This is a genomic window from Fluviirhizobium alvei, from assembly GCF_030551875.1.
GTDB lineage: Bacteria > Pseudomonadota > Alphaproteobacteria > Rhizobiales > Rhizobiaceae > Rhizobium_E > Rhizobium_E alvei.
Genome location: NZ_JAUOZU010000028.1, coordinates 1 through 12,943 on the forward strand (window position 1 = coordinate 1; position 12,943 = coordinate 12,943).

8 protein-coding genes and 1 tRNA gene are annotated in these 12,943 nt (G+C 58.8%); 3 read left to right on the forward strand and 6 right to left on the reverse strand.

Translation table 11 applies throughout. The annotated features are described in order from the left end of the window. Positions 1 to 62: 62 nt before the first annotated feature. A tRNA-Ile gene (locus tag Q4481_RS24285) sits at positions 63 to 138 on the reverse strand. Between the two features lie 140 nt (positions 139 to 278). On the opposite strand from Q4481_RS24285, the gene Q4481_RS24290 reads away from it, so the two are divergent. After that, positions 279 to 1,016, forward strand: a complete 738-nt coding sequence (locus Q4481_RS24290) for an SIMPL domain-containing protein (RefSeq protein ID WP_304379018.1) — start codon at positions 279 to 281, stop codon at positions 1,014 to 1,016. A gap of 172 nt (positions 1,017 to 1,188) precedes the next feature. Here Q4481_RS24290 and Q4481_RS24295 read toward each other — a convergent pair whose 3' ends face one another. From Q4481_RS24295 to Q4481_RS24310, 4 genes are all read right to left on the reverse strand, one after another. After that, positions 1,189 to 1,572, reverse strand: a complete 384-nt coding sequence (locus tag Q4481_RS24295) for a hypothetical protein (RefSeq protein ID WP_304379019.1) — start codon at positions 1,570 to 1,572, stop codon at positions 1,189 to 1,191. A 206-nt stretch (positions 1,573 to 1,778) separates the two neighbouring features. After that, positions 1,779 to 4,229, reverse strand: a complete 2,451-nt coding sequence (locus Q4481_RS24300; RefSeq protein ID WP_304379020.1) for an Ig-like domain-containing protein — start codon at positions 4,227 to 4,229, stop codon at positions 1,779 to 1,781. Positions 4,230 to 4,487: 258 nt separating this feature from the next. Further along, on the reverse strand, positions 4,488 to 6,986 hold the full coding sequence (locus tag Q4481_RS24305; protein ID WP_304379021.1) for a calcium-binding protein: 2,499 nt from the start codon (positions 6,984 to 6,986) through the stop codon (positions 4,488 to 4,490). A gap of 177 nt (positions 6,987 to 7,163) precedes the next feature. Beyond that, positions 7,164 to 8,288 (reverse strand): SLAC1 family transporter, encoded by a 1,125-nt coding sequence (locus Q4481_RS24310; RefSeq protein ID WP_304379022.1) that lies wholly within the window; start codon positions 8,286 to 8,288, stop codon positions 7,164 to 7,166. Positions 8,289 to 8,431: 143 nt separating this feature from the next. On the opposite strand from Q4481_RS24310, the gene Q4481_RS24315 reads away from it, so the two are divergent. Continuing rightward, positions 8,432 to 9,316, forward strand: coding sequence for a LysR family transcriptional regulator (locus Q4481_RS24315; protein ID WP_304379023.1), 885 nt, complete (start codon positions 8,432 to 8,434; stop codon positions 9,314 to 9,316). A gap of 101 nt (positions 9,317 to 9,417) precedes the next feature. On the opposite strand, the gene rpoD is transcribed toward Q4481_RS24315, so the two are convergent. Further along, positions 9,418 to 11,475, reverse strand: a complete 2,058-nt coding sequence (gene rpoD, locus Q4481_RS24320; protein ID WP_304379024.1) for an RNA polymerase sigma factor RpoD — start codon at positions 11,473 to 11,475, stop codon at positions 9,418 to 9,420. A gap of 493 nt (positions 11,476 to 11,968) precedes the next feature. Here rpoD and Q4481_RS24325 point away from each other — a divergent pair, with 493 nt between their 5' ends. Then, entirely contained in the window at positions 11,969 to 12,829 is an 861-nt protein-coding gene (locus Q4481_RS24325; RefSeq protein ID WP_304379025.1) for a calcium-binding protein, read from the forward strand. Positions 12,830 to 12,943: the final 114 nt, after the last annotated feature.

A 12,943-nucleotide genomic window follows, 5' to 3' on the forward strand; every position in this document is an offset into this window, starting at 1 on the left:
TGCCCCGAACCAAATTCCCCCTAACCGCAAACAGGTGGAAATCTCGAAGAAAAAGACTTGAATGGTGGGCCCGGAGGGACTCGAACCCCCAACCAAGCGGTTATGAGCCGCCGGCTCTAACCATTGAGCTACAGGCCCGCTTCGGCACGAATGCCGGAAGATCAGCAATGGTTGAACAGGGCTTGGCTGTAGCCGAAAAAAAACGGCCGGGCAAGCATTTGCCGTAAAAGCTGCACAATCCTCTGGCACCAGCGAAACGAAGACATTCTGGAGGATATATGTCCATTTCCCGCAAGATCATCCTGTCGTCGGCTTCTGCTGCGCTTCTGGCTTTCACAGCGTTATCCGCCAAGGCCGAGGAGGCACGGCCGCGCGAGCCTGTCATCATCGTTTCGGGCGAAGCGCAGGCTGCCGTCGCACCCGATCAGGCGATCATGACATTCGCCGTCGTCCGCGAAGCCAAGACGGCACGCGAGGCCCTCGATGCCAACAACGATGCCATGGCCAAGGTGCTCGCCGAACTCAAGAAACTGAAAATTGCCGACCGCGACCTGCAAACATCAGGCTTCAGTGTCGAGCCGCAATATTTCTATCCCGAAGACAATGATGGCCGCAACAAGCCGCCGGAACTCACCGGCTACCGGATCAGCAACACGCTCACGATCCGGCTGCGCGACATCAACCAGACCGGCGCGGTTCTCGATCGCGTGGTCACACTGGGCGTCAACCAGGGCGGCGATATCCGTTTCGTCAATGAGGATCCGTCAAAGGCGATCGCCAAGGCGCGGGCCGAAGCGATGAAGGATGCCAAGGCAAAGGCCAGCGTTCTCGCCGAAGCCGCTGGCGTGAAACTTGGCCGCGTCCTTGAGATCAGCGAGACATCCGGACGCCCCGAACCCGTGCCGATGGTGCGGATGACGATGGCGAAGGAAGCCGCAGACGCCGCCGTGCCGATCGCTTCCGGTGAGAACAGCTACTCGGTCTCGGTCAACGCCACCTTCGCAATCGAACAGTAAGACACACCACGGGTGCCTTCCTTGAGGCGCCCACCCTCCCGGGCTCAAAAATCAGAAACTAAAAACGTCAACAGACGAAAAATCCCCCACGGCTGGGCCGTGGGGGATTGCTGTTCCGTCCAGACGGGGGGCGTTATAACGACGGTCCAGCGAAGCTCGATGTGCCGGCCAGTTACAGACGCGGGCAACCACGAACGTTGGCAAACATCATCTTGGCCCAGGTGCCGCGGAAGCGCCCTTCCACCGCCACCCGGTTCGGGCCGACATGGCTAACATGAACGCGGTTCATTCCATTGTTGCGTGCCTTTTCAAGCGCCAGAACCGGATTGCAGGCACCGCGATGGGCCGGCTGCAGCACCACCACCGGATTGCGGACGACGACAGGCGGACGAACAACAACCACCGGCGGGCGAACGACGATTGGACGGTGGACGACGCGCGGACCGTTGATGCGGATATCGACATCGACGCCGCCGGCATGTGCCGGAGCCGAGGCACCGATCGCGCCAAAGGCAACGAGGGCGGCAAGCATGGTCTTGGAAATGAAATTGCTCATCTTCTCTCTCCTTCGGCTCGCCGATACCGTGTTCCGGCAGAGCCCGTTTCATTGCGTTGAGGAGACATTAGAAGGAGAAGGCTGAATGGAAACGGAACTCGCCATTCAGCCAGCATTCACATAGGTAAAGATGACTTAATCAATTGATAATCATGAATATTTTAACTCCCCGAACCGTCGTCGTTCGGGGAGACGCCACGATAACCTCACCCGAAGAGAAAGTCGCTTCCGGAGAGTTTGGAAATATCGTTGATGCCGGTCAGAAGCACCGAATGGTTGCCCCAGACGATCTCGATCGAACTGCCATGATCGACGACATGGTTGGCCTTGAGATCCTTGAAATCGGTGATCGCAGCAACGGCACCGAGATCGATCCGGTCCGTTCCATGCGCAAAATCGGTGACCGTGTCATGACCACTCGTCTTGCCGAACAGGAACGTATCCTTGCCCGCCCCACCGGTGAGTTGATCGTTGCCGGCGCCGCCGATCAGGATATCGGCTCCTGCTCCGCCCGAAAGCACATCCTTGCCGGCGCCGCCCTCGAGCCGGTCGTCGCCGCCGTTGCCATAGAGAAAGTCGTTGCCGGCGAGGCCGAGGATCACATCCTTGATGCCGGTGCCACGCAGCGTATCGGAGCCGGAGGTTCCTCTGAGAATATCGCCATCTTCGTTGACGCCGTTGAAGGTCACGGTCAGCGTACCGGTGGCGCTATCGTAGCCGTCTTCGATCGTGTAGCTGACCACAACGGCTGCCGTCTGGCCGCGGTCGATATCGGCGCCGGTATAGGCAACGACAAGTGCACCTTGAGCATTGAGCGTCGCCGTTCCGTTGCTGCTGGTCACGGTCGCGCTTTCGACCGAGAGCGTATAACCATCGGCGGCGGTATCATTGGCAAGCACAGAGACGGTTGCTGTCTTGTGCTGGTCGACGGTCGCGCTATCAGCCACGGCAACCGGCACGGCCTTTTCGGTGATCACATCATCGGCGGCGAAATCGATCCCGGCGGCCGAAAAAGCTGCAATCTGGCTGGCGGCCAGGGTTACAGCATCATCGAGAAGATCGATCCCCGTCACACCGGCATCGCCGAGGGCCGCGATTTCCGCCACGGATAGGGCCTTGATCGTCGTGGCGAGGTCTTCAACGTTCATCGAATCGATATTGAGAGCAGACATCGCATCTCCCGACGCGGCGATGAGCGCGGTGACTGCGGCAAGGCTTCCCGTCACCGAGACGGTATCGGCTTCCGCAAACACCAGACCCGCCGCTGCAAGCTTGGCGGCAAGACCGGCCGACAGAGCCAGATTGTTGTCGGTCGCGTCGATGTGCCCGACACCGACTGCTGCCATATTGGCCACATCGGTCGCGCTCATGGCGGCTATATCGGCCGCGCTGTCGGCCAGGGTGACAGTCCCCGTCGCGGAAATGGCGATACCATTATTGGCCAGAGCAGTGTAGGGAGCGAGTGAAAGCTGAATGTCATTGCCATCGGCAAGAACCAGTTTCGTGACGCCCAAGGCCGCATAATAGCCGAAGAGGGTCGAGAACAAAGGGTTTGCGTTCGCATCTTCCGTTTCGAAACCGGCAATGTCTTCGGCCGCCAGGTCCACTTTGACGTCGGAAGCACCTGCAATGGTCACTTCGTTGACGGCCAGAAATCCCGCTGCGTAGTAGGACAAGGTCACCGAGGATCCGTCGGAGATCGTCACATCCGTCACACCGAGGGAAGACGCGGTCTGCGGGTTCAGCCCGATTTCTGCTTCAAACTCGGCGGCCGTGCAGGAAACCGTAATCTGATCGAAGGCAGCGTCAAAGTCCGTGCTGTCATATCCGGCGGCGGCCAGAGCCACATACTGGTCGTAAGTGAGTTCGAGATTGCTGGAACCATTTCCCGTGACGGTCACGGCAATCGATCCGCCGGAGGTCGTGTTGGTGCCATCGCTCAAGCCGTAGGAAATCGTCACCAGCCTATTGGCGCCCTGAGCCAAGGTTCCCGTGTAGATCGCGAAAAGATTGCCACTCGAATCCACGGCCATCGCAATATCGGCCGTATCGGCGGAATAGGACGCAATCGAGAGAGCATCACCATCGGCATCGGTGCCGAGCGAGGCAGGATCGATCGCATATATTCCGTTGCTGTCGATTGCGCCACTCAGGCCGGTGGTGAGGACCGGGGCAAAATTGTAATCATAACCGGAGGTGATCGTGGTGTAATCGGTTCCGCCGTCCATATCGACGGTCTTGATGATCACATCGCCGTTTTCGTTATAGTAAATGGCCGTGATCGCCGAGGTATCCGCGATCTCGTAGCTGATCTTGTAGGGATTGTTGTTCGCGTAATAGAGAACATAGGCATAGGCGGTGTTGGACATCGTATCGAGATAGGTGGCCAGGGCATAATCGGTCCCCTCGATGGTGTATGACACGACGTTCATGTCATACACATCATTGGTGCCATCATAGAGCGTCCAGCCATGGCCGGATTGTCCGGTCACCGCGAGTGTGAAATAGAGCGTCGGATCCATGAATTCCTGATAGCTCTCCAGCGACAGCTGCCAGCCACCGCTGCTTTCCCCACTGGAGAACGAAGTATCGGCCGTATAGCCGCTCGTGTCCGCAGAGCTGCTCGTTGTCGCAGCAGACGTATAGTAGCTCGTCATTCGAATTCTCCATGTCGATCGCAATTTCCGGTACCGGCACGGCCACGATCGCAAACGCGCATCGAGTCATGTCGGCACCACCAGGCATCAACGAAATCGAAAGGCAGGAACCGACGTCCTCGTCAATTTGCGACAGCGGCGTAAGATCGATTCTGAGACGGAGCGCCTATAGACTGAGACGATTTGCAAATCGCGCTGAGACCGGAATCGGCATCAGCGTCCGGTCGCGACTTGGTCCAAGAACTCCGGTCGCGCCCCTCACCCGAAGAGGAAATCGCTTCCGGAGAGTTTGGAAATATCGCTGATGCCGGTCAGAAGCACCGAATGGTTGCCCCAGACGATCTCGATCGAACTGCCATGATCGACGAAATGGTTGGCCTTGAGATCCTTGAAATCGGTAATCGCAGCAACGGCACCGAGATCGATCCGGTCCGTTCCATGCGCAAAATCGGTGACCGTGTCATGACCGCTCGTCTTGCCGAACAGGAACGTATCCTTGCCCGCCCCACCGGTAAGTTGATCATTGCCAGCGCCGCCCATCAAGATATCGGCGCCTGCTCCGCCCGAAAGCACATCCTTGCCGGCGCCGCCCTCGAGCCGATCGTCGCCGCCGTTGCCATAGAGAAAGTCGTTGCCGGCGAGGCCGAGGATCACATCCTTGATGCCGGTGCCACGCAGCGTATCTGAGCCGGAGGTTCCTCTGAGAATATCGCCGTCCTCGTTGACGCCGTTGAAGGTCACGGTCAGCGTGCCGGTGGCGCTATCGTAGCCGTCTTCGATCGTGTAGCTCACCACAACGGCTGCCGTCTGGCCGCGGTCGATATCGGCGCCGGTATAGGCAACGACAAGTGCACCTTGAGCATTGAGCGTCGCCGTTCCGTTGCTGCTGGTCACCGTCGCGCTCTCGACCGAGAGCGTATAACCATCGGCGGCGGTATCATTGGCAAGCACAGAGACGGTTGCTGTCTTGTGCTGGTCGACGGTCGCGCTATCAGCCACGGCAACCGGCACGGCCTTTTCGGTGATCACATCATCGGCGGCGAAATCGATCCCGGCGGCCGAAAAAGCTGAAATCTGGCTGGCGGCCAGGGTTACAGCATCATCGAGAAGATCGATCCCCGTCACACCGGCATCGCCGAGGACAGCGATTTCCGCCACGGACAGAAAGCGGAGATTGGAAGCCAGATCCTCGATTTCAATTCGATCGATATTGAGCGCGGAGATATCGTCATTGTTCGAACGCAGAAGATACTGGACGGAAGCCACGCTGCCGGTGACGGTGATATCTTCCGCCGTATCGAAGAACAGGCCGGCGGCAGAAAGCCTTGTGGCAAAAGCAGCGGAAACGACGAGCTTGCCATCCGTCGTATCGATCATGGTCACCCCGACCGAGGCAAGGCCGAGCATGTCGGCTTTGGTCATGCTCTCGATCGCAGCCGATGTATCCGAGACGCTGACGGTTGCAGCCGTATCGATCGTAATGCCCTGATTTGCCAGGGCCTTGAGGGCATTCACCGAGAGGCCGATGGCGCTGTCATCCGTCAGATCCAGCGACGTGATGCCCATGCCGCCATAGTAGGCAAACAAGGCGGTCAGAGTGGCATTCTGCTGGCTGTCGAGATAGAGAATGGAGGCCACATCCACGGCGGGCAGTTCAACGCTGACAGCCGAGGCGCCGCTGATCGTCACCCCGTCTGTCGCAAGCAGCAACGCATCGTTGAAGGAGAAGCCGATCGAACCGCCATCGGTGACTTTCAGCTCCGTGACGCCGAGAAAACCGAACGAACTCGCCCAGGAATCGATGCCGGCATCGATGGTTTCGGCTGTGTCGGCAACGACGACAGTATCGAATGCGCCATTCAGATCGGCCTCGGAATAGTTGGCATCATAAAAGGCGCGGAACTGGCTGTAGGTCAGTTCCAGCTCACTCGAGTCACCGCCTGTGAAGTTAACCGCAATCGAGCCGCCGGAGGTGGTGTTGATGCCATCAGTGAGCGAATAGGAAATGTTGACGGTCTGTGTTTCACCCTCGGCGAGAACGCCGGTATAGACCGCCATGAGGTTGCCGTTTGTATCCAGCACCATCATGATGTCGCTGCGATCGGCGGAGAAGGCGGAAATCGACAGGCTATCGCCATCCGCATCGGTGCCGAGCGAGGCGGGATCGAGCAGCAGCACCGCATTGGCAGCACTCGTTGCCGTCAGATCGTCGATCATGACCGGCACTTCACCGGAATCGAAATCCGAGCTGATCGTCGTGTAGGCTACTTCATTGTCTGACGACGTGGTTGCGATGACCAGGTTGCCGTCTCGGTCGTAATAAACCGTGTCGATGCTGGCCACATCGCTGATCGTGTAGGATGACACCGGTTGTATGAACGTGCCGAGCGAATAGATATTGACGTGGGCCGTACCGCCATCAAGATAGGTGACCGCCGAATAAGGCGTCCCCATGATGCTGAAGGACACGATATTCATGCCCGAAACTTCCGGATCGCCGGTACCGGAAATCACGCTGCCGCTGGAATAGTCGTTTTCGATTGCCAGATACCATTCCTGGGTACCATAGGACCACCAGTTATAGACCCGAATGCTCCACGACCCGCTGATCTGGTAATCTGAAAAGGTCGAATCGGAATCATAGGCCGAGACATCGGCCGAGCTGGAAGTCGTGGCAGGGCTGGTGAAATAGCTGGTCATGATCGTCGCGCTCTTCGGATGAAACTGTCCCGGCCCCTCCCCGGCAGAACGGGTCATGTGGGCGAAACCGGTTTTGTCAGCAACAGGGTTTGCCATCCGAGATAATGACATCTCGCGCCCGGTCAATTTCGCCCGGCGGCCTTAGGGCCATTCTGATACGGATTGCAAAAGGTCTGAGACGTTTTGCGCATTGCTGCTTGCCTCGACCGATCGACCGGGACGGATCCGGACCGATCACATCAGACAGGGATCGACGAACAGGCTGCGGTTGACGGCGCCGATCAGGGTGCGGCAGCCGACCAGCAGCCAGATGCAGACGAGGCAGGCCGACAGGCCTTCGCCGACATGCCCCAGCACCGGCAGCGCAAGAAGCGCGGCCATCTTCTGTGTTGCCAGCACAAAGACACCGAGCGGGAAGGTAAAGCCCCACCAACCGAGATTGAACCCCATGCCCCGGCGAATGAAATGCAAGGTGATAGCGATTGCCATCGGCAGCCACCAGCAGCCATAGCCCCACAACAGGATACCACCGAGGAGGGCCGCACCACCGAAGGCCGGCGCGATCGCCCCCAAGCCATTGGCCGTGAGAACCTCGGGTCCGAAGGAGTAGAGAAGCAGAAGACCAAGCGAGCCGGTTCCGATCGGACCGAGGGCAAGCCAGGCCGTTGCAGCCATGCCCGCCGGCGGCAGCTTGTGCAGCACCAGCCGTAGGAACAGAATGACCAGGATGCCGAGCGCCAGCGGCAGCGAAAGCGACCACAGCAACAGCGACAGGATGAGAACCTGCATCTGCATCTCCGGCGAGGCGAGATGCGGCAGCAACAGCGCCCCGCTGACGGTGGCCACGCCTGCAGCGACGACCGGCAACAGCCAGACCGCGCTCATATCCTCGAGCCTGTGGCTCTGCCGGGTGAACATGGCAAAGGGCACGCCGATCGCGACCGCGAAAGCCAGGAGAACATCGAGGCACCAGATCCAGAAGGCGATGTCGACTGCCCTTTCACCCCAGGGACCCTGCCCATAGAGAAGAAATCCGTTACCAACGGTGGCCAGCGCCATCGGAATGCAGCCTAGAAACATCGACATCACCGGATGGCGGAAGATGGAAGCGGCCTGCCTCGGATAGAGCATCCATTTGAGCCCGTAAGCGAGGGAAAAGCAGAAAAACAGGACCGCATCGCCCAGCCAGAGCGCGAAACCGAGCATATGCGGCACTGAGCCCGCCGGATGCTGGGCCAGAACGGCGGCGACGACACCGGTGCCCATCGCGGCGGCAAACCAGTTGGGCGTGAACTGCAGGATCACCGATTGCCGCAGACCTTCATGCCCACTGGCGCCGATATCGCTCATGACCGTCATACAAGTCCCCTCCGCACAGGCCCCAGATGTTCGTCACAGAAACGAAGAGGCATTGCACAGGGAGAGCTACCCAACGATTACAATCGATTCCAACGAATAAATATGGTAAGATCGTTCGATTTTTTCGAATGAAAGACAGTTGGATGACACTGGAGCAACTGCGGATCTTTCTCGCTGTGGCCGAAGAGGACCATATCACCCGCGCCGCCGAACGGCTGCATATGACGCAATCGGCCGTCAGTGCCGCCATTTCCGCGCTCGAAAACCGGCATGGGATCCAGCTGTTCGACAGAGTGGGCCGCTCGATCCGTCTCAACCGCAACGGACGGCTTTTCCGCGATGAAGCCCGAAAGGTGCTCGCCGCCGCCAGACAGGCCGAAACGGTGCTGGCCGATCTTTCCGGCCTCAGGCATGGCGCGCTTTCGATCATGGCCAGCCGCACCATCGGCTCCTACTGGCTGCCGCCGCACCTTGCCACCTTCCGCCGCCAGCATCCCGGCATTGATCTTACGGTGACGATCGGCAATACCGATGCCGTGCTGGAGGCGGTTGCCGATGGACAGGCGGAAATCGGCCTCATCGAATGGCCCGAAAGCCGGCACTCCCTCCAGTCGATCAAGATCGCCGAGGATGAGATGATCGTCGTCGTCGCCCCTGATCATCCCTGGGCGACAAGGGATCATCCGATTGCCGACCTCCGCGAGACGAGCTGGGTCGTCCGCGAGGAAGGGTCGGGCACCCGCCGGGCTTTTGACACCATGCTCGAAACCTATGGCGCCAGCGATCCGATGCCCACGATCGCGCTCGAACTGCCCGGCAACGAAGCGATCCTCAATCTCGTCGAAAACGGTCTCGGCGCCACCCTGATGTCGCGCAGCGCAGCAGCGCCAGCAATCGAACGCGGACGACTGGTGGAAGTGCCGATCAGCCCCATCCCCCGCCCCTATTTCCTCATGCGCCACACGGAACGCTACCACAGCAAGGCCGCCGATGCGTTCGCGGTGCAGCTGACGGGAAAGGGGGGATGAGAGCGGGAGGTAAAACGAAAGCAGTGGTGCAGGACCCCTCCAACGCAAAGAGGCCGGAGCGTTTCCACTCCGGCCTCTGCACTATCTTGATTTTCGATCGATCAGCTATCGAGGAAGCTTCTGAGCTTGCGCGAACGGCTCGGATGCTTGAGCTTGCGCAGCGCCTTGGCCTCGATCTGGCGGATACGTTCGCGGGTAACCGAGAACTGCTGGCCGACTTCTTCGAGCGTATGGTCGGTGTTCATGCCGATGCCGAAGCGCATGCGCAGCACGCGTTCTTCGCGTGGGGTGAGAGAGGCGAGAACGCGGGTCGTGGTTTCGCGCAGGTTGGCCTGAATGGCGGCATCGATCGGCAGCAGCGCATTCTTGTCCTCGATGAAATCGCCGAGATGTGAATCCTCTTCATCACCGACCGGCGTTTCGAGCGAGATCGGCTCCTTGGCGATCTTCAGCACCTTGCGCACCTTTTCGAGCGGCATGGCGAGCTTTTCGGCCAGTTCTTCCGGCGTCGGCTCGCGGCCGATCTCGTGCAGCATCTGGCGCGAGGTACGGACGATCTTGTTGATCGTCTCGATCATATGCACCGGAATGCGGATCGTGCGGGCCTGGTCGGCGATCGAACGGGTGATCGCCTGCCGGATCCACCAGGTCGCATAGGTCGAGAACTTGTAGCCGCGACGATACTCGAACTTGTCGACCGCCTTCATCAGGCCGATATTGCCTTCCTGAATGAGATCGAGGAACTGCAGGCCGCGGTTGGTGTATTTCTTGGCGATCGAAATGACGAGGCGCAGGTTGGCTTCGACCATTTCCTTCTTGGCGATGCGGGCTTCGCGCTCGCCCTTCTGCACCATCTGCACGATGCGGCGGAATTCGGTGATCGAAATGCCGGTTTCGCTGGCGAGGTTCTGGATCTCCTGACGCAGATCCTTGATCGTCTGGTTTTCGGAACGCGAGAATTCCTTCCAGCCGCGTGCCGAAAGATTGCCGATCGACTTCATCCAGTTCGGATCGAGCTCGGCGCCCATATACTGGTTGAGGAACTCGTCGCGCGCCACGCCAAAACTTTCGGCCAGACGAAGCAACTTGCCTTCGTTCTGCACCAGACGCTTGTTGATTTCGTAGAGCTGCTCGACAAGACTGTCGATGCGGTTCTGGTTGAGCGACAGCGATTTCACCGCCGTGATCAGCTCGTCCTTGAGTTCCTTGTAGCGACGCTCCTGCGCCGGCGACAGTGTGGCGGAAGCCGAAAGACGGGCTTCGACCTGCTGGTCCTGCAGCTTGCGCAGCTTCTTGTAGGTCTCGGCGATCTGGTCGAGGGTCTCCATAACCTGCGGGCGCAGTTCGGCTTCCATGGCCGCCAGCGACAGGTTGCTTTCGTCCTCGTCCTCTTCCTCTTCCTCGAACACCATTCCGTCGCCGCCGACATTGGTGATGTCGTCTTCGTCGGAACCGCCGCCACGCACCTTGCGCGACTTTTCCTTCTCTTCAGCGGCCTTACGGTCTGCCTCGATCTTTTCCGGGCTCTGGAACTGCGGCGCAGCCTTGGCTTCCGGACCGGAATAGGTTGTTTCGAGATCGATGATCTCGCGCAGAAGCGTCGAACCTTCATTGAGTTCGTCGCGCCAGATGATCAGTGCCTGGAAAGTCAGCGGGCTCTCGCAGAGCCCCTGGATCATGGTTTCGCGGCCGGCCTCGATGCGCTTGGCAATCGCGATTTCGCCTTCGCGCGACAGAAGCTCCACCGAACCCATTTCGCGCAGATACATGCGCACAGGATCGTCGGTGCGGTCGGTCGGCTCTTTCTTGCGGGTGGTCGCAAGCGCCGTGCTCGAGGTGGTGGCAATTTCGCCGCCATCGCTTTCGCCGTCGCTGTCGGCCTCGCCGTCATCTTCGGCCGCCTGTTCCTCGACATCCTCATCCTCGACGACATTGATGCCCATATCGGACAGCATCGCCATCGTGTCTTCGATCTGCTCGGACGTCACCTCTTCGGACGGCAGAACGGCATTGAGCTCGTCCATCGTCACGTAACCGCGCTTCTTGGCGGTCTTGATCATCTTCTTGACCGCATCATCGGAAAGGTCGAGAAGCGGGCCATCCGGTGCGCTTTCGCGTTCAGAGTCTGCCTCTTCGTTTTCCTTGACCTTTGTTGCCATCGTGTATCGACTTTCCCTGACGCCAGTTTACGACAATCGAAACGCTGTCGGTGCCTCTTGGCCAAAACGCCGCTGCGAATCAGCGACAACGAGCTAACAGGAAGAGGGCTAATGGCTGATTAACCGCGATGCATCCTTGCGGGACAGCGGCCACTGCCGCCTGCGATCATTCGCCAGACCTTCTTCCTGCCAACAGCTATTGACGATTTCTTGCCTGAGATGGTGATTCCCGCAATTTTATGTCCCGTCAAGCATAGAGGCCGAAAAAAGCGCAAAAAACCATATTCTTCCGGACTTAACCGGTCTTGCCCCCTTATTTAGGTCGCTTTGGCGCCATGGCAAGGGGTTAGACCAAACTTGCTCCGAACTTGCATCGCCATATTGGTTAACGGCATTTGGCCGCTCGTGAGATTGACCCTGATTCTCTCACCTCGCTAAACTCCTGGTAGGCGCGACAGACGCGCATGATGCGGCAAAAAATCAGGAGATCGCCATGAAGACGATCAAGGGCACAACGGACGACGACAGCCTGACGGCGAAGGGCAGCGGCAGCCATATCATCGGCTATGCGGGCGATGACACGATCATGGGCCGTGGCGGAAACGATGTCCTTGAAGGCGGCGATGGCAACGACAAGATCACCGGCGGCAATGGCGATGACAAAATCAATTGCGGCAACGACTATACGGTTGATCCTGAAGATTACGGCACGACCTATCTTCACGACTATGGTTATGGCGGCGGCGGCAACGACATCATCCATGGCAATGATGGCATAGACTGGCTTTATGGCGAGAATGGCAGCGACAAGCTGTTTGGCGATGCCGGCGATGACTTCCTCTTTGGCGGCACCGGCGTCGATACGATCAACGGTGGCGATGGCGAAGACATCATCGAAGGCGGCTCAGGGAAAGATGTGCTCATGGGTGCTGCCGGTAACGACCGCCTCATCCTCATGGCGGGCAATGACGAGGCGAATGGGGGTGCAGGCAATGACACTTACATTCTGCAGCGGGACAAACCACGCATTACCGATCTCAAAGGTGGCGACATCTACGAAATCGCCGATGGTGACGCCAATGCCTGGATCTTCGACAAGGATGGTGCCGACCGGATCGTCTATGACGACTTTGAACTCAGAGAAATGATGGTTCAGCGCGATGCGAACGATCTTCTGATCAAGATCGATGGCAATACAGGCATCGTCACCATCTCGGATTTCTTCATGAAAAAGGTTCACCATATCGAGAAACTGCAGGTTTCCGATGGCGAGGACGGTCTCGACAGCTATGCGCTTAGCGAAACCAAGAACATCGCCATCGGCGAATGGATCGACGCCAAGGACATCTGGTAGGCCACGGTTACCGTGATGCTCCTGCCGGCTAGAGTATTTCCTGCCAATTCGGGGTCAGTTCTGTTTCTCGATTGGTGCGCGTGATCCGGTGGTGAGCCGGTTGAAGCGCGATAC